Below are 19,496 nucleotides of genomic sequence, written 5' to 3' on the forward strand. Positions count from 1 at the left end.
AGAATGTTAGGTTGGTTGAAAAAAGCTCCCGCCATACCTCGATTGCCGGAGCACATGATCGCGAAGATGTACCGAATTTTCCGTATGCGTACATTAATCGGTATTTTTATCGGTTACGCAGGCTACTACTTAGTACGCAGCAACTTTACGTTGTCCACACCATATTTGAAGAGTGAGTTCGGGTTCACCCCTTCTCAAATCGGTATGTTGAGCGCGGCACTTGCCGTTACCTACGGAATAAGCAAATTCTTCATGGGAAATTTGGCGGATAAAGCCCATACGCAGCGATTTATCGCTGTTGGATTGTTCTTGTCTGCCGTCGTTAACCTTATCTTAGGATCTACTTCCTCGTTCGGTCTCATCTTCATGATGCTTGTCGTGAACGGGGTGTTTCAAGGCATGGGCGCTCCTCCTTGCAGTATCGTACTGGCGAACTGGTTCTCGAAGAAAGAGCGCGGTACGTATATGGGAATCTGGAATACGTCCCATAATATCGGCGGAGGCATTATCGCGCCAATCGTCGGTGTTGCATTAGGGATTCTAGGCTCGGCTTACTGGCAAACCGGAATTTTCGTCGTTCCCTCGATTATGGCCATGATTATTGCCATTTTCGTATGGTTCTGCGGCAAGGATACTCCGCAATCGGTTGGTCTGCCGCCAATCGATGAATATCGCAACGATTATGACGATGTGGAACGCAATCCAGACGGCGACAAGCTGTCCATGAAAGAAATCTTGATCAAATATGTACTTAAAAACAAATTCATCTGGTACCTGTGCTTGGCGAACGTATTCGTGTACTTCATTCGCTTCGGCGTTTTGAACTGGGTACCATTATACTTGACGGAAGAAAAAGGCTTCACGCAATCGCAGTATCACGTTGCATTTGCTGTATTCGAATGGGCAGCCATTCTGAGCTCGCTCGTCGTCGGTGTGCTTAGCGACAAGTTGTTCAAAGGCAACCGGATGCCGCTCTGTATTATCAGCATGGTCGGCGTCGTGTTGGCTACGCTCGTGTATTGGCAGTCTGCGAACGTCCTCGTAATTACTATCGCCGTATCCATTATCGGCTGTCTCATCTATGTACCGCAGTTCCTGATTGGCCTTAGCGCAATCGACTTCGTACCGAAGTTCGCTGTAGGTACCACGGTTGGTATGACTGGTTTGTTCGCTTACTTGTTCGGTAACTTGACTGCAAGCGCACTCGTTGGGTTTATCGTCGAATCCTCCGGTTGGAACGGTTGCTTCCTGTTGCTTCTCGCGAGTGGCGTACTGGCCGCACTCTTCCTGACGCTGATTCAGATCGGTCGCAAGAAGAAGCTGGCTAACGCTGCGAACCAAGCGTAAGTCGCAGCAGGATATAAATGATAAAAAATAACCCTCTGATGTCACGCTGCCAAGGCTGGGCATCAGAGGGTTTCCTATTTATTCAACCTTGCGGAAGGTCAAGAAGAACATGTGCTAACGCCTGTGCATACTGTAGCGTAACGATATATGTCAATCCTAATAAGAGAGGGAGAGATCCGTGACTACCTATAGAGCATTCGGTCCATTTTTGCCTTTTCCAATCCCAACGCCAGGCGGGACGCCTGGAATTCCTTCGGCACCAGGGGGAGGGCCTTTCACACCTGGAATTCCTTCCGCACCAGGTGTAGGGCCTGGAGCAGGATTGCCTCCAGGCATTACGCCGCCACCGCCTCAATTGCTGAGTTCGTTTCAGCAGCTATCGCAGTCCCCGTATCAAGTGCAAAGCTTTCTATACCAGTATCCGGCCCAAGGCGTCACAACATTTGCTGCAGGCTGCCAGAACCGATGGACGCTAATTGTCACTCGTACCTTCAATGTTTTTCTTATGTATATCACATCTGCTAACCCATTTGGTTTTACACAGGGCTTCATATTTCCGACGTATTCGTTTGGAAGCTTTCCTTCATCCGCAATTTTATGGTATACCTGTTTCTAAAGCATGGTATGCGGTGGACGACCTTACGAGGACTAAAAAGGGACACCATACAAGCGATGCTTGTTCCTGCTGCCATGAACCTCAAAAAAATGGCGGCCTGGCTCTGGAAGACCGGTCACCCATCTGATAATAAACATAAAAGAACTCCCGCGGTACAGTTTTTTCGCGGGAGTTGGTCAACACTCTGGAACCGGCGTTCGCCGGTCCTTCACTGTCGCCAGAATTAATTCTGCATGACGAAATCGCGATCCACCTTCACGTTCTCATCGTCGAACATCTTCAAAATATTGTACTTCGTGTCCCGCTGCGCCGGAATTTTGCCGGCCTCGCGGATAAGCTGCAGCGTACTGCTGATGTTGACCTTATGCGTCGTCCCTGCCGCGGAGACGACATTCTCCTCGATCATCGTGCTGCCGAAGTCATTGCAGCCGTAGCTCAGCGTCTTCTTGCCGACTTCCGGCCCCATCGTTACCCAGGACGCCTGGAAGTTCGGGATATTATCAAGGAAGATGCGGCTGATCGCCAGCGTCTTCAAATATTCCTCCGGACTGACCGGCTCTGCCTTCATATTCGTATTCTCCGATTGGAATGTCCATGGAATGAAGGCAAGGAAGCCCTTGGACGGATACTTGTTCTCCAGGCACTCGTCCTGCGCGATGCGTACCCGCTCCAGATGAAGAGCGCGCTCCTCTAGCAGCTCGCCGAAGCCGACGACCATCGTCGCGGTCGTGTTCATGCCGACCTTGTGCGCGGTCTGCATGACATCCATCCAATCGCGCCAGGAGCCTTTGAGGCGGCTGATTTTGCGGCGGGTGCGATCGTCCAGTATCTCCGCGCCGCCCCCCGGCAAGGAGTCAAGTCCCGCCTCGTGAATCGCGCGCACCACTTCCTCCAGCGACAGTCCGTCCGATACTTCCTTCATCTTCAATATTTCCGCCGGTGAGAAGGAATGCATGATAATGCTAGGGAAGCGCTCCTTAATCGCTGTGAGCAGATTCGTATAATAGCTGAACGGAAGCTCCGGATTCGTCCCGCCCTGCATCAAAATCTCCGTACCGCCGACATCGATCGTTTCCTGAATCTTCTGGAAGATGACTTCGTCCGGAAGCACGTAGCCTTCTTTGGAACCCGGGGCACGGTAGAACGCGCAGAACCGGCAGTACGTATCGCAGATATTCGTATAATTCACATTGCGTCCGATGACGAACGTAGCGAGCGGTTCAGGATGCCATTTCAACATGATCTGGTTGGCGACATGCCCGATCTTCTCTACCTGATCGGACGCGAATAACGTCACGCACTCATCCGTGTCGATACGTTCACCGCGCAGCGCTTTATCCAAAATGCGATCAATCGGTGACATCGTCACAGTCACTTCCTCTCTCAAAAGTTGCATGCTGTATGAGCGTACATGCAGCACGAAGCGGATGCATCCAGCAGGATGCTCCTCTATTCGCAAGTCATTCGATATCAGCTCCCGACATGCGGCCGTTGCCCGATAGAGCACTTTGGCCATTCATGTCAATGACTTCATAATCGTACCACAATTATGGGCGAAAAAACAGCACCCTCTCCAGCGAAAGCAGGCGCACAACATGGCCGGATCTTACCGCTGAAGAGGGCATAATGCCGTATATATAAGGAAAAATGAAGAAGCGAGCGCCCGGCTAGCGGTTCAACGCTTGATCCAGATCCTGGAGCAGATCGTCGATATGCTCCAGTCCGGCCGAGAACCGCAGCAACCCGTCCGTGATGCCGCGCTCCAGCCGAACCTGTCCCGGCATCGAGGCATGCGACATCATCGCCGGATAGGACAGGATGCTTTCCACCGCGCCGAGGCTGACCGCGACCAGCGGAAGCTTCACCTGGTTCAGCACCCGCTTCGCCCGTTCGCCGGAGCCGACATCGAACGAGACGACCGCGCCATAGCCCGCGGACTGCTTCTCGTGAACGGTGCGGCGCGGATGATCCGCCAGGCCGGGATAATAGACCCGGCTGATGTCGCTTCGTTCCTGCAGCCAGGCCGCCAAGCGGCGGGCGCTCTGCTCGCTGTGGCTCATCCGTGCCCCCAACGTCTTCATTCCGCGCATGAGCAGCCAGCTGTCCTGCACGCCAAGCACCGTGCCAAGGCCGTTCTGAAGCTGCTTGATGCGCGCGCCCAGCTCCTCGGTCGCCGTCACAATCAGACCGGCCAGCACGTCGCTGTGTCCGCTCAGGAACTTCGTCGCGCTGTGGAGCACAATGTCCACCCCGTGGGCGATCGGCAGCTGATGATACGGCGTCATGAACGTGTTGTCCAGGAGCGTCAGCAAGCCGTGCTCCTTCGCCCAGCCGCATACCTCCGCAATGTCGGTAATTTTGAGGGTCGGGTTGGACGGTGTCTCCATATAGACCGCCTTCGTATTCGGACGCAGCGCTGCCTTCACCTGATCGATATCGGTCATGTCGACGAAGGTCGATTCGATCTTAAGCCGGTTCAGAATCGTCGTCAGCAGACGGTAGGTTCCACCGTATACATCCTCGGTTACGATAATATGATCGCCTGCGGAGAAGAGCAGGAAGGCGGAGGAGATCGCCGCCATCCCAGAAGCGAACGCGTATCCGTTCGTTCCCCCTTCCAGCACGGCGATATGATCCTCCAAGGCCTGCCGGGTCGGATTGCCCGAGCGCGAGTAATCGAATTCCGGCGGGTCGTAAATATCGTGATGATGGAACGTCGTCGCCTGATAAATCGGCACGCTAGACGCGCCCGTCGTCTTGTCGCTTTCCCCGCCGAAATGAATCAGCTTCGTTGTAAAATCGAGCGCCTGTCCTTGCTTCAACTCCGGCTTCTCTTTGTCTGATTCGCTCATCCCTGCTCCACCTCCAACCGGGCAGCTTCCAGCGCTTGCGCCAGATCTTCGATCAGGTCGTCGACATGCTCAATGCCGACGGAGAAGCGCAGCAGCCGATCGTCCACCCCGATCCGGTCCCGAATCTCCGCCGGGATATCGGCGTGAGTCTGCACCGCCGGATAGGTCATCAGCGACTCGACGCCGCCCAGGCTCTCCGCGAACGCGATCAGCTTCAGATGGCGCAGAATCGGATCGACATAGCGCGCATTCTTCAAGCGGAAGGAGAAGATGCCGGTGTTGCCGGAAGACTGGCGACGTTGAATCTCGCAGCCCGGATGATCGGCCAGACCGGGATAATAGACCGCTTCGACAGCCGGGTGCTCCAGCAGCCATTCCGCGAGGCGGGTCGCATTGTATTCATGACGCTCCATCCGCAGCGCCAGTGTCTTCATGCCCCGCATCAGCTGGTACGAATCCGACGGGCTCAGCACAGCGCCGATCGAGTTGTGGAGGAAAGCCATCTCCTCCGACAACTCGCTGCCCTTGGTCACGATAAGACCCGCCAGCACATCGTTGTGGCCGCCGAGATACTTCGTCGCACTATGTACGACAATGTCCGCTCCAAGCTCCAGAGGACGCTGGAAGAATGGCGTCAGCAGCGTATTGTCCACAATCGTCAGCAGGCCGTGCTTATTCGCCCAGGCCGCCACCCGCTCAATATCCGTAATCATCATCAGCGGATTGGTCGGCGTCTCGATGAAGACCGCCTTCGTCTGCGGCGTGCGGGACGACTCCAGCGCATCCAGATCATTCGTGTCGACATAGGTTGCGGTGACCCCGCAGCGGGACCATATCCGCTCCAGCAGACGGTACGTCCCGCCGTACAGATCGAGCGACACGATCAGATGATCGCCTTGCCCGAATTTGGCGAACACCGTCTGTATCGCGGCCATGCCCGAGCTGCAGGCGAAGCCGGCATCGCCCTGCTCTAGGGCGGCTGCCGCTTCCTCCAGCACCGTGCGCGTCGGATTCTTCGTCCGGATATAATCGAAGCCCGTGCTCTGTCCCAATCTCGGATGACGATAGGCGGTAGCCTGGTAAATCGGATAATTAACGGATCCTGTGGCCGGATCGTTAACCGACCCGATCTGAGCAAGACGGCTTTCTATGCGGTAATCGGCTTCGTTGCGCTCCACCATTATGCGTTGGCCCCTTCCTTACGCAATACGGCTCTGCCCAGTTCGTACGGCGTTTCCTGATAGACATAGTAGTTCAGCCAGTTCGAGAACAACAGATTGGCGTGCGCGCGCCACGACGAACGCGGCTGGCGTGACGGATCGTTGTTCGGGAAGTAATTGACCGGCAGCTCCATCTCCATCCCTTTGGCGGTATCCCGATCATATTCCCATTTCAACGTGCATGGGTCGTACTCGGAATGACCTGTCACGAAGATATGCTTTCCGTCCCGCGTGGCCGCGAGATATACGCCCGCCTCATCTGACTCGGCGAGAATATCCAGCTCCGGGACGCGTTCCACGTCCTCGCGGCGAACCTCCGTATGCCGGGACTGAGGCACGAGGAACACGTCATCGAAGCCTCGCGTCAGCTTCACATTGTCCAAGGTCGTACAATGCGGATACACGCCGAAAATTTTGCGTTCGAGCGGATATTTCGGAATGCCGTAATGGAAGTATAATCCAGCCTGGGAAGCCCAGCAAATATGGAACGTGGACGTCACATTTGCGGAAGACCATTCCATAATGCGGCATAGCTCGCTCCAATAGGTCACTTCCTCGAAGTCCATCTGTTCAACCGGCGCCCCCGTAATAATCATGCCGTCGAATTGCTGTTCCTCGATTTCATCGAATGTCTTATAGAATGCAGATAAATGTTCAGCGGATGTATTTTTGGACGTGTGCGTCGCTGGATGAAGCAGCGTCACATCCACTTGCAGCGGCGTATTGCCAATGAGTCGCAGCAGTTGCGTCTCGGTCGTTTCTTTCGTCGGCATCAGATTCAGGATGACAATTCGCAAGGGACGGATATCTTGGTGATACGCGCGGGTTTCGTCCATCACGAATATATTCTCCTGAAACAATATTTCTTTGGCCGGCAAATGATCGGGAATCTTAATCGGCATGACGCTCTCCTCCTTCATAAAATCCATCATAGATTGGTTGTCGCTTGCGGTATGAGGGTACAAAAAAACCTTTCCCGACATTCGAGAAAGGTTATGCATAGCCTAAATCATGCGCCTCTCTCATCTGTCAGCAGCAGTCTTCTGACCGCTACCGCAAGAATTAGCACCGTGCGCGCCGCAGATACGTCCTTAACATGCAAGAACGGTTCTGCGCATCTGCCGGTTGCCGGGTTTCATCGGGCTTGTCCCTCCACCTGCTCTTGATAAGATTGCTAACATTGCATATTCGATTGCAGTCCTGTGAAGCCGAATAGGACTTTGTAATAATTTAAAGCTAAGTCAAGCAATAAGTCAAGAGGAAAATCACCTTTTGCTCCTTCCCGCATATCGTATTCCATGCACGTTGCAGCAAGCCGATTTTTTCTTGAAAAAAGGACGTGCCGAGCGGTATACTAAACTGGTGCTTGAGCGGCACTGTTGTCATAAAGCGTTCGAAGATTATCGTAAATCATTTCAATTGGGGTGAATTTCGGATGGATGGCGACCCGAGGCAATGCCGAGGTACGAACGGACAACCGAATAAGGCGATTCGGCGGGACCCCGTGCAGCTTGACGGCTGTCGCGTTCTGTCATTATGCCCATCCCCGAGCATCATGCGCGATTAGCTGCCGTGCCCTGGGGTGAACGGCCCTCATCTGCATCTTCCCTGCGCGAATCGTCTGAACAGACGAAGCAAGCTGCCGCATCCGACATGCGGCCGAAGGGGAGAGAGCAATGAAAATCCGTCTAGTTAACGAAGGCGTCTTTACGCCGGTGGATGACATACAGATGACACTGACTCCGCCGGAGAGCGGCTTCTATTGGTTAGATGCCGATCTTGAAGATTTGGTCGAGCTGCAGCCTTTGTTCTCCATTCATGATCTCGCGGTCGAGGACTGCATGAGCGAGGAAGAGCAGCGGCCCAAAATCGAAATCTATGAAAATCATTATTTCATCGTTCTGAACAGCATCCGGTTCGACGATGAGGAAATATTCCTGCGGGCCTTGAACATATTCCTCGGCAAGCACTACATCATCACCGTCACGAAGCAGAAAATCAATGAATTGCGGATGGTCAAGCCGATGCTGTGGGAGCAGCAGGTAAGCGCGGCCGACCGCATGCTGTACCACTTAATCGATATCTTGGTGGATAATTACTTCTCGGTAGCCGATCGAATCGAAGCCAAGATTGACACCTTGGAGGAAGAGCTGATCGTCAGCGCCAAGAAAGCCCATTTGAACGCGATCATCAGTCTTCGCAGCGAGATTCTGTGGCTGAAGAAAGGGCTGGCCCCGCAAAAAGAAGTACTGATCGTCCTGTACCGGAAGGATCTCCGGCTGATCGATGACGATCTGCAGAAGTACTTCCGGGATATCTATGAAAATGCGGTCAAAGTCTCCGAGACGTTCGAGACATTCCGCGACCTGATGGGCAACTTGCGGGAATCGTATCAGCTCAGCATCGCCAACCGCGCGAATGATATTATGCGCGTATTTACCGCGATTACGACGATCTTCATGCCGCTGACGCTTATTACCGGCATTTACGGCATGAACTTTGAGTTTATACCATTCATGTCATGGGGATACGGGTCGATCTATATTATCGGCTTTATGCTCATACTCGGGGCCCTGATGTTCTACCTGTTCCGCAAAAAAGACTGGATCTAAACAGATTCCGAAATCCGTCCTTATACACATACGCACGATAAAGCGCAAGCCCGCCTCCCGCTCCAAGGGATGCGGGCTTGTTCATGCTTCCCTCGGATTAACCCGCCTTCGCCTGCCGCGCCTCCCGGTTCTTCCGTCTGCGGTGCAGAAGCCGGAGGAGGCGAATTCGTTCATAATTGGTCTGGAGCTCGGGAGCCGGCAGCTCCAGCGCCGCTTCGCCGAATGCCTTAATATAGATCGGCTTGATGTACTCGTCCCCCAGTTCAATGAGGGCGGACTCGACCGCTTCGCGCTCGACGGGAGGCATGGAAGCCAACTCCTCCTCGGCCAGCCCTTCGATCGCGCCGCCTTCCTTCGTAATCTTCTCGATGCGCATAATTAATTCGCGCCGATCCACCTGCAGCCGATCCATCAGCTGCTCGATCCCCATCCCTTGCTGCAGCCCTTCCATCAACAGACGGCGCTCCGATATTTTGGCCAGTTCATTTGCCTGCTTCGCTTCCCATTCCGCATAGACCCATCTGGCGAATTCAGGTTCGCTCACGGCGTCCGCCACCCAATCCAGCGGGAAATCCGTCGTGCGGGCATACTGCTTCGCGATCTGAATAATCTCTTCGCCGAAGTCACGGACCTTCACGACGCCGAAGCCGGGTATCTGCTCCAACTCCTCCAACTGCTGCGGCAAATAGGCGCTGACCATGCGAAGCATCCGGTTCGACGCAATCCAGTAAGGAGCGCGTCTGAGCCTCGTGGCCGCTTCCCTGCGCCATTGGGCCAGCCGATCGTACACTTCCGCATTCGGATGGAGATCGGCATAGCAGGCGATCCACTCCTGCTGCTCCCGCATGCGGCGCTCATGAATGTCCACCTCCGGAACGAAGCCGAGCGACAGCCGGTAGCCTGCGCTCATGAGCCGTGCCATGCCCCGCCGCAGCGATGCCCGCATCTCGGCCCAATCGCCGCCTTCGAACCAGATCTCCGGCTCTGCTCCTTCGGCCTCCCACAGCACCATCCATTGGCCCTGCTCCTCGCCTGCCGTCAGGAGCCCGAAGGGAGCCGTGTACGAGTCTTCCTTCCGCTTGCCGCCACGCTTCAGGCGCTTCTCGCTCCCCTCCTCCTCCATGCCTCGCTCCAATCGCACCATCCATACAACCTGCATGATCTACCTTCCTCCTTCTCGCTTCTCAATGCCACCCATACCTAAAGGCATAAAAAAGAAAGCACCTCTTCCCATGCGGCTTGCGCATCATGAAGAGGTGCTTCCTCGTCCTAGTTATGAGTTTATATTAGATTATAGCATGATTGCAGAATCTGTCAATTAATTATGGCCTTTTCGCGAGCGTGCGGTATAATGATAGCGTTACCGATACAAGGAGGCTCGTCCCATGAGTGCACATGAACTCGATTTTTTGGCCGATCACACCGAAGCGACATCCACGAGGTTCGTTACGTTCATCGGCGGCAGCATGCGCCGCTTCGATCTCGCGCTAACCGCGACCACCCGCTTCTATGGCAAGACGCTCGTCACCGATCTGCAGAGCGGCCTGACCGCCATTCTCGGACAGGACGATCTGGAGGAGGAAGGCTATCTTGAGCACTTCTACCGGTTAACGGATGAAGAGGCCGCCGATCTCCGCCAATTCCTGTCCCTCGTCGTCGGCGCGGCGCATTTTACCGACTGATTCGGATTCTGCGATGGCCGGGCACGAGCTTACTCGGAGAACCAGAGCACATTGCTCAGCTCCCGTCCCGGTCTGGTCACGACCCTGCCGTTGGCGATCAACCCGGAGGAAGCGCCGCCGTCCAGATTCATCGCTTGCACGGCGCCCATCTTCTTCCATATTTCTGCCCACTGCTTCATCGTCGCGGATGGAACCGTCGCCAACAGTATCGATCCGTCGGGCAGGATGCCGATTCCGCTCCGCATCGCCGACTTGGACAATATTTTGTCCTCTTTGAATCCTTCCGCCCGCGGATTCAATGCCACCTTGCCATCCTTCACGAGCCGCGGGCCGCCGCCCAGCGCCACCTGCACGTCGTCCCAATCGATCGGACGGCCCAGCCGATCCGTGTAACGAATCGACATCGAGACTTGATCCCCGACATGGAACCGATCGGCCATCGACTTCTCCGTCCCCGTGAACACAAGCACATATCCGTCCTTCGGGATGGCCACGTTGCGGCCCGCCGTCACCTTCTTCACGACGCCGCCGCGAACGACGACGACCCGGCCATAGGCGAAGCCAAGCGAATTGCCGCGCAGCGGCGTGTACAATACGGCCGCGCTGCCGTCCCGCTTCGGCGTCCGATTGACGAAATAGGCATACCATGACGAAGTGCGTTCGGTGGCCGCGTTCGTCACTTGACCGCTAATCTCGATGCGCAGGCTGTCCATTACGGCCCGCCCGTCCTGACGGAAGCCGATGGCCGTGCCGTAATTGCTTGTATGCTCGACCCGCCCGCGATTGATAATGGTGCCATACGGCTCGGGCCGGCCGCCATACGCCTCGAAGTACGTCCCGTTCACCGCCGCTTTGGCCCCGGTCCGCTTCGCGGTGCGGGTCATCGTCGCGGTCGTGCCGAAGCGGTCCTTGCCGAAGGAGACATGCGGCTGCATTCCTTTCGGCACGCGCACGGTCGTCACGCGGAAGATTTTGCCGCCGAGGGAGACCCGCTTCACCGAAGTGCTCACCTTCTTCACGGGCTTGCCTGCCGCGACGACGACGCCTGGCGCCGGGGAGCGGCCTTCATGCACGTCCGCTCCCGGCGTCCATGCCCATAACAGGCCGAATGCGATCAGGCCCGCAAGGCAGCAACGCCATCGGCTGGCACGGCGTTCGGAAGGAGCCCGGCATACATTGTCCTGATTCAACTCTCTCATTCCCCCAACAATTCGACCCTATCTCTCCCCATGAAGGATTGCCGGATACAGGGAGGATAGGGTCTTCTAGTCATTCGATGCGTATCTCGATATATACTGTATCGGCAGCGGAAAGCCAGATCGTTAGGCCGTCTCGATCAGACGAAGAATGCTTGTCATCTCAAGCTGCTCGAACATGGCCGCGACCGCATCCCGCTGCGGTTGGAACATACATTGACCGGCTGCGCACACGACCGGCGCGTCGCAATGGATCCGCGCCAGCCGCCGCGACAGATGGAGCATCTCCAGATCCGTCTCGATCTTGGTGCGGACGCCTGCCGGAAGCGCGCTCATATTGGCAAGAATTCCGTCTATCGACGAATATTGCTGAATTAGCTTGAGGGCCGTCTTCTCGCCGATTCCGCGGACGCCCGGATAGTTGTCCGACGGATCGCCCATCAGTCCCTTCACGTCGATAATCTGCTCCGGTGTAAGCTGCTTCTCTTCCATCAGAGTCTCAGGGCAATAGACGGCATAATTGCCTTGTCCCTTCTTCATGATGACGACGCGGGTCCGTTCATGCACCAATTGAAGCATGTCATGGTCGCCTGTCAATACATATACTTCCATCTCATCCCGGAACAGCCGCGACAGCGTGCCGATGCAATCATCGGCCTCGTAGCCTTCGGCGGACACATTCGGAATCTGGAAGCTGTCCATGACGTCGCGGATTAATTGAAACTGCGGCACCAGATCGTCGGGGCATTCGGCCCGGTTCGCCTTATATTGATCGAACTGCTCCGCCCGGAACGTCTTGCTCCCCAGGTCCCAGCAGCAGGCGATATGCGTCGGCTCGAACCGCTTGACCGCATCCCAGAAATAACGCATGAATCCATAGATTGCATTCGTCGGCGTGCCGTCCTTCATGCGGCGGATCGACCCGCCGTATGCGGTGGCGTAATACGCGCGGAAGAGCAGAGCCATCCCGTCTACCAGCAGCATGCGCGGCTCGGCCGGTTCGGACATCGTGTCCGTATCCCACATCATTCATGTCCCCCATTCCTAACTTTTCATGACAGAATTTCTATTTTTCTATTCTGCTGACACTGCTATCCATTATAGCATACATAGACTTCCGCTAGTGCCCCACGGCCCAAGCTGGCAAGCTGGCCGGAGCACTGCAAGCCATGCTCATCGAAGCTGTCAGCCATTCCCGCGGGATCTGTCAGCCATTTCCGCCGGAGCTGTCAGTCGTGCTTGGCCGCAGTCGTCCACATATCGCGGTAGTTGTCTTCACGGAAGCCGACCGTGACCCGCTTCCCGTCCGTAACGACAGGACGCTTAATGAGCTTGCCGTTCGAGGCAAGCAGCTTGATCTGCTCCTCACGGCTCATCTGAGGCAGCTTGTCCTTCAGCTTCAGTTCCTTATAGACTTCCCCGCTCGTATTGAACCACTTTTTCAGCTCCAGGCCGCTCCGCTCAATCATCTCCTCCAGCTCCCGCTCGCTCGGCGGCTGTTCCACGATCGGCACCAGATCCAGCTCGAGCCCCTGCTCCTTCAGCCATTGAATCGCTTTGCGGCATGTGCCGCATTTGGCATATTGATAGACCGTTACCTTCACTTGCTCCAACTCCTTCCTTGTCCGTTCCACTTAGTGCAAGCCCGCGCTTGCCGTTGTGCCTACTGTCCTGTCCGTTCTCCTTGGGCGAATCGCGGCGTCAGCGTCCCGGCGCCACGTTGGCTCAGTAACCGTCACTGCTGCTGCCCACGCAACAGGCGCTCCCGCAGCGCCAGCAGATCATCCGGCAGCGGAGCCGTGAAATGCATCGGCTCCCCTGTCATCGGGTGCTTGAACCGCAGCTCGGCCGCATGCAGCGCATGCCGGGTCAGCGGCTCCAGCGTTCCAGCGAGCCATGGCGAGGCCGCCTGCCCGACGCCGTAGAACTTGTCCCCCAGCAGGGGGCATCCCATATGCTTCATATGGACGCGAATCTGATGCGTCCGCCCCGTCTCCAAGCGGCAGGATACGAGGGACGCTTCCTCTCCGTACGTCTCCAGCACCCGGTAATGGGTAATCGAATCATAGCCGTCCTCCGTCACGACACGCAAATGAGGCTCCGTCTTGTCCCGGTCAATCGGAGCCCGGATCGTGCCCTCCTGCGGCGAAGGGACGCCGTAGACGAACGCCTCATACCCTTTCCAGATGTCATCCGTCTGCATCTGATCCGCCAGCTGATGATGGGCATGGCCATGCTTCGCGACGATGAGCAGGCCGGAGGTCTCCTGATCGAGCCGGTTAGCCGGCCGGAATCGGGTCAGCTCCCCCTTGGCGCGCCAGTAGTGCACAACCCCGTTCGCCAGCGTCCCTTCCGGGTATCCCTTCGTCGGATGGACGACGATCCCCGCTGGCTTGTTCAGCACCAGAATATCGTCGTCTTCGTACACGATATCAATCGGGATCGGCTCGGGCGGTATCGATTCAACCGTCTCCTCCTCGATCCGGACATGAACGACATCTCCCGCATGGAGACGCTCTCGTACACTAAGCGGCCTGCCGCTTCGCTCCGTCAGCCCATTCACCGTAATGGCCGCTTCCATCGTCTTCAGCCGGGTCAGCAGTCGGCGCGACAGATTCAGACGCGAGCGCAGCACGGCCCGCAGTTGAATCCCTTCGTCGCCTTCCGGAACAACATATTCGAGCTCCGCGGCAAGCTTCCGTCCGTTAGGCTCCGTCATGACGGGATCTGCGGCGGAAGACTTCCGCGCTCCGCACATATTCTTCATCCGGAACCGAAGCAATCGCATTGGCCCGGCGGGCGGCAACGAAGAAGTAATCCGAGAGCCGATTCACATATTTCATCACTTGCGTGTGCACTGTTTCTTCCCGGGCCAGCGTCACGAGACGGCGTTCGGCGCGGCGGCATACCGTCCGGCACACATGAAGCGCCGAAGCGGCTTCGCTGCCTCCCGGCAAAATGAACTTCCGGATCGCTTCGGTGTGCGCATTATGCTCGTCGATCCAGGCTTCCAGACGTTCCACCTGCTCCGCGTGCACCTTATAGACAACCTCGCCCTGCTTCTTCTCCGCATAGGCGACATCCGATCCGCAGTCGAACACTTCCTGCTGGATCTCGATCAGTTGGTTGCGGAGTTCCTCATAAGCATCTCCCTGGCAGCATGCCGCCGCCCAGCCTATGAACGAATTCAATTCATCGAGTTCCCCATAGGCATCCACCCGCAAATGATCCTTAGACACCCGGCCCCCGATAAGCGATGTCGTTCCTTCGTCCCCTGTCCGCGTATATATTCTCATATGTCTTCCTCCCTATGTTAAGTGCTGACGCCGCGCGGTGCAGCATATCATCCATATCCGGCTCGGCAGCCGCCGGGACTGCATTATCCTCTGAACCTCCTGGCCGATACCTCCTCCGGCATCCCTGCCTCGAGCCGGAACCACTGATGACTGCGGCGCGCAAGATCCCGATTGAGAGCCGCATGCTCGATAATATAGCTCTGTTCCTTCGGATCCGTGAACGGCGTATAAGCCGGAGGATCGTTCGTAATCAGGAACAGCTTCCCCTGAAAAGCAAACAAGGCCTCCTGCAGCCGCTTGCGGGCGGCAACGATCTCCTCTATATATATGGCGTCATATTCTTCATTATCGCCTTCCGGACGCTTCTTCCACAGCTGTGCGTGGACGCCTGCGAGATAGGAGGTGATGCTATCCACGACCACGACCCTCCGTTCCGCGCGGAACAGATTGGATTCTTCGTTAATCCGATGCAGAAGTCCCGGCAGCTCTTCTCCCGCCTGCAGATGCTGCCACCGGCAACGGGAAGAATCGGGCATACCATCGGGAAGGCTTGTATGTAACGTCGACAGGTACAGACCTTCACGGCCGAATCCTGACGCATAGGACAACGCGAACGAAGTCTTCCCGCTGCCATGGCCTCCGGTAATCCCGATAATCACACTGACTCCCTCCATCCGTCCGCATCATCTGCCGGCATTCACTTCGCTTCCTCCATCAGCTTCAAGATCTGGATGGAGCGCTCCTCATTCGGCGTGCGAACCGGAATCGCGACGAACAAGCCCTTCTCCTTGATGCCGAGCTTGTTCAGAAGCGGCAGCTTCTCAGCCGGAAGTGCATATAGATGCTTTTCTTGATGCTCGATATAGCCCTTTTCCGCTTTTTCCAGCACCATGCCGTCAAAATAGCCTTCTTCATATTTGTCCTTGTCGAAATAAGCATCCAACGGAATATGGCCGCCTTGCTTGCTCATCGACTTCACATCTTCCTCGGGCACCACATGCACGCCATTATCGCCCGCTGCATATTCGACAAATAATTTCTGCAAATTGTACATCGGCGACGCGAACACGTCTACTGTGAATTGCCCTTCCAATTTCTGACTCAATTCCGTCTTCAGCGCCTCGGTCAATTCGGATGGCACCGTTGTCGTCGACATCATGAACACGGATATGTCCGCTTTGGACCCGCAGCCTCCCAGCACGAGCGCCAGTGCGAGCACCATCCCCATCCATCCCCATTTCCGCACGATGTATTCCCCTTTCTCCAGCATGTCTATCCGTCTATCACCCACTATATCACAAACGGCATAAGCAAAAAAAGAAGACCCCGCAGGGTCTTCGGTATGCTAAGTTCGCTTGCCGAGCGATTTCATGTACTCGTTAATCTTCAGGTCCAGCATGCTGCTGATTTCAATCATGCTTTCAGCCGTAAATGACTGCTCTTCTTGAAACATCTGCTCCATTTGCTTACGCAAAATCCTTATCTCCTGTTCCAGAGCAAGCATTTTGGACGAAACGTTTCTTGTTTTGCCCGACCATTTGGGATGAGATCCGTCTTCTCTCAGTAAACTACGTGAATACGTCGTCAAGGTGTAGTCCGAACAAAACAAGCCCTTTCCTCCTTTCGCAGCTGGATCCTCGAAGCGCCATCATCGTCCATCTGTTCCATTTGATAGGACAATAAAGCGAGACATGTTATATTATACCAGATGAAGGAAAAGAAAACTAGTTCATTTTAGTTCAATTTGAATTTTTTTCACATTTCCTGCTTAATTTTGTCGAGGAAACGCCCCATTCGATCCAGCGCTTCGTTCAACTGCGCTACCGACGTTGCATAGGAGCAGCGGATGAAGCCTTCCCCCCCTAAGCCGAATACGTCTCCTGGGACCGCCGCCACCTTCGCCTCGAACAGAAGGCGATGCGCGAATTCCTCGGAAGTAAGCCCTGTCGATTGAATCGAAGGGAAGGCATAGAAGGCGCCCTGCGGCTCGTGGCAGTCAAGCCCGATGTCGCGCAGCCCCTTGACGATAAGACGCCGCCGCTGATTGTAAGACTCGACCATATGATCCTTCTCTTCATGCCCGTGCTTCAATGCCTCCAACGCAGCGATCTGACCCATAATCGGGGCGCACATGACCGTATACTGATGGATTTTGAGCATTGCCGAAATGAGGTCCTTGTGGCCGCATGCATAGCCCATGCGCCAGCCAGTCATCGCGAACGCCTTCGAAAAGCCGCTTACCAGAATCGTTCGCTCCTTCATCCCCGGCACGGACGAGAAGCTGACATGCTTCTGATCGTAGGTCAGTTCGGCGTAGATCTCGTCGGAAATGACAATAAGATCGTTCTCCTCCACGATCTTCGCGATCGGCAGCCAGTCTTCATAGGTCATGATGCCGCCTGTCGGGTTGCTCGGATAACAGAGAATGAGGACCTTCGACTTCGGCGTAATTTGCGCCTGCAGCCCTTCGGCGGTGAGCTTGAACCCATCCCTCGCGAACGTCTCGATTCCGACCGGAACCCCGCCGCCGATCGAGACAATCGGCGAGTACGAGATATAGCTCGGCTCGGGTATAAGAATCTCATCGCCTGGAGCGACCAGCGTCCGCAGCGCCAGATCGATCGCTTCCGAGCCGCCAACCGTTACAATAATTTCATCGGCAGGATCATACGCAACTTTGAATGAATCATCCAAATATTTTGCAATTTCCTCCCGCAGCTCCGGCATTCCCGCGTTGGACGTATATTTGGTGCGTCCCCGCTCCAATGAATAGACGCAGGCTTCACGCACATGCCAAGGCGTGCAGAAATCCGGCTCCCCCACCCCTAGGGTGATAATATCCTTGCTGGATACCGCCATATCGAAGAACCGGCGGATACCGGAAGGCGGAATATCCCGGACCAGCGGATTAATATATTGATGCATGGAACGATTCGTCCCCAGCTTCTCCTCTTCCTTAATCATGACCTGTCACCTCTCACGGGGTTACGACGAGACGTTGATCGCCTTCGCGCTCTTCATAGATGATGCCGTCTTGCTTATATTTTTTGAGAATGAAATGCGTCTTGGTCGACAGCACCGATTCGATCGGCGACAGCTTATCCGAGACGAACGACGCCACCTCGCGCAAGCTTTTGCCTTGAACCTCGACCTGCAGATCATAGGAACCCGACATAAGGTAGACCGCCTTGACCTGCGGGAACAGATAGATCCGTTCGGCGATCCCTTCAAAGCCGCGGCCGCGCTCCGGCGTAATCTGGACTTCAATCAGAGCCGTAACCATCTCGTCATCGACTTTGCTCCAGTTCACGACCGTCGAATATTTGACAATAACATGCTTTCGTTCCATTTCAGCGATCGCCGATTGAACCTCTTCCACCTGAACCCCCAGCATCGTGGCGATTAGGTCCGGGGAACGGCGGGCGTCCTCTTTCAGCAATTTGAGTATTTCAATATCAAGCGAGCTTAAATCTGTCATTCCCATTGCCTCCCTCGACGTGCCTTGCAAATCAGCCGATATATTATTTGATATTTCAATATGATACACCTTTTTGCTGATCCACACCAGCACAAACATATGTCAGGCGCGGTTGCCAGAACACACGACAGCCGCCCTTCCATAGAATCGGAAAAGCGGCTGATAGCGGCGTGCTAGGATAGATAATCGGAGTAGCGGCTGCTTCCGGACGACTGCGTCTGGTACGAGCCTTGCTGCTGTTGCTGCGGCTGGTACGGGGCTTGCTGCTGATATCCGCCCTGCCCGTAGTACCCCGCGCCGTAGCTCTGCTGTGCTTGCAGCTTCTGCTGGACGAACTGGTTCGCCTTCTGCATCGCCTGCTCATGATTGCGCAGCTGCTTGTTGACTTCATCCCGCAGTGCCGGGGAGGCGACGGAATACATGTTCTGCTGCTGCATCAGGTTGAAGAGCTGGCCTTGCATCTGCAGGGTGCTGTGTGTCAGGTCGGTGAACATCTGGCGAACGGTTGGACAAGCCGCTTCCGTTACGCCGGTCGCATATTCTCTTGAGGTGCGCTTCAAGTCATTGAGAATCGTATGTAACAAATCTTTCTCGGGCATGAACCCGCTCATCGAAGTGCCGTTCATGGTCATAACCTCCTGTCGATCCTTATTATTGGGACTGGGTCTGCTGCTGAGAATGGGCCGGCGCAATCTGGGCATGCTGCTGCAGCGATTGCACCAACAGGTTCATATGCTGCTGATGAGCTGACACCATCTGGACCAGCGTCTGCTGGATTGCGGCATTGTTCGTGCTCGCCGCCGTCGCCGCGCATTGCTTCAGCAGCAAGTCTTCATTGGAAATGGAATCTACGATATATTCCAATTCTTTCGCAGATAGCGGCTTCATCGAAAGATGGGTTTGTTGTCCGTATGGCATAGTTGGTTTCTGCTCCTTTCAAACGTGAAATGGTTGGTAATCATTTGTATTATGACTCTCTGGCGGAGAAAATATGTAAATCGAATTCGTAGAGCATGTCCGCAGCTGGAACGAGCCCAGGATGAGCGGGAAGGAGTCGGAAGGAAGCTTCCGGCCTAGTCAAAAGGGGCTGGAGAAGGGGACTCGGGCCGGTTGTTCCCCTGTCCTGGCCCGAGCAGGCGAAATAGGTTGGGAAGGCGGCATGCCGCCCGTCAACTCCGGAATTCGTAACGAATTCCA

General features: G+C 55.4%; 20 protein-coding genes, 1 pseudogene and 1 riboswitch. Of the genes and pseudogenes, 4 read left to right on the forward strand and 17 right to left on the reverse strand.

Annotated features, from left to right (window positions below; genetic code table 11):
- The first annotated feature begins 3 nt into the window (after positions 1-3).
- Positions 4-1,347 carry an MFS transporter gene (gene pgtP, locus FLT43_RS09575; RefSeq protein ID WP_087445101.1) on the forward strand — a complete coding sequence of 448 codons (1,344 nt, stop codon included), beginning with the start codon at positions 4-6 and terminating at the stop codon, positions 1,345-1,347.
- A 615-nt stretch (positions 1,348-1,962) separates the two neighbouring features.
- Positions 1,963-2,190 (forward strand): annotated as a pseudogene (locus tag FLT43_RS30065) (IS5/IS1182 family transposase); the annotation flags it as partial.
- On the opposite strand, the gene mqnC reads toward FLT43_RS30065, so the two are convergent.
- From mqnC to metA, 4 genes are all read right to left on the reverse strand, one after another.
- Entirely contained in the window at positions 2,187-3,326 is a 1,140-nt protein-coding gene (gene mqnC, locus FLT43_RS09585; RefSeq protein ID WP_087445441.1) for a cyclic dehypoxanthinyl futalosine synthase, read from the reverse strand. The pseudogene FLT43_RS30065 and the gene mqnC sit on opposite strands and share 4 nt — an antisense overlap.
- A 304-nt stretch (positions 3,327-3,630) precedes the next feature.
- Positions 3,631-4,815 carry a trans-sulfuration enzyme family protein gene (locus FLT43_RS09590; protein ID WP_087445099.1) on the reverse strand — a complete coding sequence of 395 codons (1,185 nt, stop codon included), beginning with the start codon at positions 4,813-4,815 and terminating at the stop codon, positions 3,631-3,633.
- Complete coding sequence (locus tag FLT43_RS09595; RefSeq protein WP_087445098.1) at positions 4,812-5,996, reverse strand: aminotransferase class I/II-fold pyridoxal phosphate-dependent enzyme; 1,185 nt, start codon at positions 5,994-5,996, stop codon at positions 4,812-4,814. Before FLT43_RS09595 ends, FLT43_RS09590 begins: the two co-directional genes overlap by 4 nt.
- Positions 5,996-6,937, reverse strand: a complete 942-nt coding sequence (gene metA, locus FLT43_RS09600) for a homoserine O-acetyltransferase MetA (RefSeq protein ID WP_087445097.1) — start codon at positions 6,935-6,937, stop codon at positions 5,996-5,998. Before metA ends, FLT43_RS09595 begins: the two co-directional genes overlap by 1 nt.
- A gap of 117 nt (positions 6,938-7,054) precedes the next feature.
- A riboswitch (SAM riboswitch) is annotated at positions 7,055-7,207 on the reverse strand.
- Between the two features lie 504 nt (positions 7,208-7,711).
- Between metA and corA the strand changes: the two genes are divergently transcribed.
- Positions 7,712-8,647: a magnesium/cobalt transporter CorA gene (gene corA, locus FLT43_RS09605; protein ID WP_087445096.1), complete on the forward strand. Its 936-nt coding sequence runs from the start codon at positions 7,712-7,714 to the stop codon at positions 8,645-8,647.
- A 97-nt stretch (positions 8,648-8,744) separates the two neighbouring features.
- Here the strand turns inward: corA and FLT43_RS09610 are convergent, their stop codons facing one another.
- Positions 8,745-9,806, reverse strand: coding sequence for an HRDC domain-containing protein (locus tag FLT43_RS09610; protein ID WP_087445095.1), 1,062 nt, complete (start codon positions 9,804-9,806; stop codon positions 8,745-8,747).
- Between the two features lie 226 nt (positions 9,807-10,032).
- Here FLT43_RS09610 and FLT43_RS09615 point away from each other — a divergent pair, with 226 nt between their 5' ends.
- On the forward strand, positions 10,033-10,329 hold the full coding sequence (locus FLT43_RS09615) for a DUF3055 domain-containing protein (RefSeq protein WP_087445094.1): 297 nt from the start codon (positions 10,033-10,035) through the stop codon (positions 10,327-10,329).
- Positions 10,330-10,358: 29 nt separating this feature from the next.
- On the opposite strand, the gene FLT43_RS09620 is transcribed toward FLT43_RS09615, so the two are convergent.
- The 12 genes from FLT43_RS09620 to FLT43_RS09675 all read right to left on the reverse strand — a co-directional run bounded on the left by FLT43_RS09620 (position 10,359) and on the right by FLT43_RS09675 (position 19,217).
- Entirely contained in the window at positions 10,359-11,519 is a 1,161-nt protein-coding gene (locus tag FLT43_RS09620) for a phosphodiester glycosidase family protein (RefSeq protein ID WP_087445440.1), read from the reverse strand.
- A 132-nt stretch (positions 11,520-11,651) separates the two neighbouring features.
- The gene (locus FLT43_RS09625; RefSeq protein ID WP_087445439.1) at positions 11,652-12,551 is read right to left on the reverse strand and encodes a 5'-3' exonuclease; all 900 of its coding nucleotides are present in this window, start codon (positions 12,549-12,551) and stop codon (positions 11,652-11,654) included.
- A 203-nt stretch (positions 12,552-12,754) separates the two neighbouring features.
- Complete coding sequence (locus tag FLT43_RS09630; RefSeq protein ID WP_373994938.1) at positions 12,755-13,129, reverse strand: arsenate reductase family protein; 375 nt, start codon at positions 13,127-13,129, stop codon at positions 12,755-12,757.
- Positions 13,130-13,260: 131 nt separating this feature from the next.
- Positions 13,261-14,244: an RluA family pseudouridine synthase gene (locus FLT43_RS09635; protein ID WP_087445092.1), complete on the reverse strand. Its 984-nt coding sequence runs from the start codon at positions 14,242-14,244 to the stop codon at positions 13,261-13,263.
- Complete coding sequence (locus FLT43_RS09640; RefSeq protein ID WP_087445091.1) at positions 14,231-14,821, reverse strand: cob(I)yrinic acid a,c-diamide adenosyltransferase; 591 nt, start codon at positions 14,819-14,821, stop codon at positions 14,231-14,233. Before FLT43_RS09640 ends, FLT43_RS09635 begins: the two co-directional genes overlap by 14 nt.
- A gap of 83 nt (positions 14,822-14,904) precedes the next feature.
- Complete coding sequence (locus FLT43_RS09645; protein ID WP_244194399.1) at positions 14,905-15,495, reverse strand: bifunctional adenosylcobinamide kinase/adenosylcobinamide-phosphate guanylyltransferase; 591 nt, start codon at positions 15,493-15,495, stop codon at positions 14,905-14,907.
- Positions 15,496-15,518: 23 nt separating this feature from the next.
- Complete coding sequence (locus FLT43_RS09650; RefSeq protein ID WP_244194398.1) at positions 15,519-16,067, reverse strand: hypothetical protein; 549 nt, start codon at positions 16,065-16,067, stop codon at positions 15,519-15,521.
- 99 nt (positions 16,068-16,166) lie between these two features.
- Positions 16,167-16,325 carry an aspartyl-phosphate phosphatase Spo0E family protein gene (locus tag FLT43_RS30070; protein WP_255321635.1) on the reverse strand — a complete coding sequence of 53 codons (159 nt, stop codon included), beginning with the start codon at positions 16,323-16,325 and terminating at the stop codon, positions 16,167-16,169.
- A 251-nt stretch (positions 16,326-16,576) separates the two neighbouring features.
- On the reverse strand, positions 16,577-17,785 hold the full coding sequence (locus FLT43_RS09660) for an aminotransferase class I/II-fold pyridoxal phosphate-dependent enzyme (RefSeq protein ID WP_087445087.1): 1,209 nt from the start codon (positions 17,783-17,785) through the stop codon (positions 16,577-16,579).
- 13 nt (positions 17,786-17,798) lie between these two features.
- Positions 17,799-18,299, reverse strand: a complete 501-nt coding sequence (locus FLT43_RS09665; RefSeq protein ID WP_087445086.1) for an Lrp/AsnC family transcriptional regulator — start codon at positions 18,297-18,299, stop codon at positions 17,799-17,801.
- Between the two features lie 173 nt (positions 18,300-18,472).
- Entirely contained in the window at positions 18,473-18,925 is a 453-nt protein-coding gene (locus FLT43_RS09670; RefSeq protein ID WP_087445085.1) for a spore coat protein, read from the reverse strand.
- A gap of 25 nt (positions 18,926-18,950) precedes the next feature.
- The gene (locus FLT43_RS09675) at positions 18,951-19,217 is read right to left on the reverse strand and encodes a hypothetical protein (protein WP_087445084.1); all 267 of its coding nucleotides are present in this window, start codon (positions 19,215-19,217) and stop codon (positions 18,951-18,953) included.
- Between the last annotated feature and the right edge of the window lie 279 nt (positions 19,218-19,496).

Source organism: Paenibacillus thiaminolyticus (assembly GCF_007066085.1).
GTDB lineage: Bacteria > Bacillota > Bacilli > Paenibacillales > Paenibacillaceae > Paenibacillus_B > Paenibacillus_B thiaminolyticus.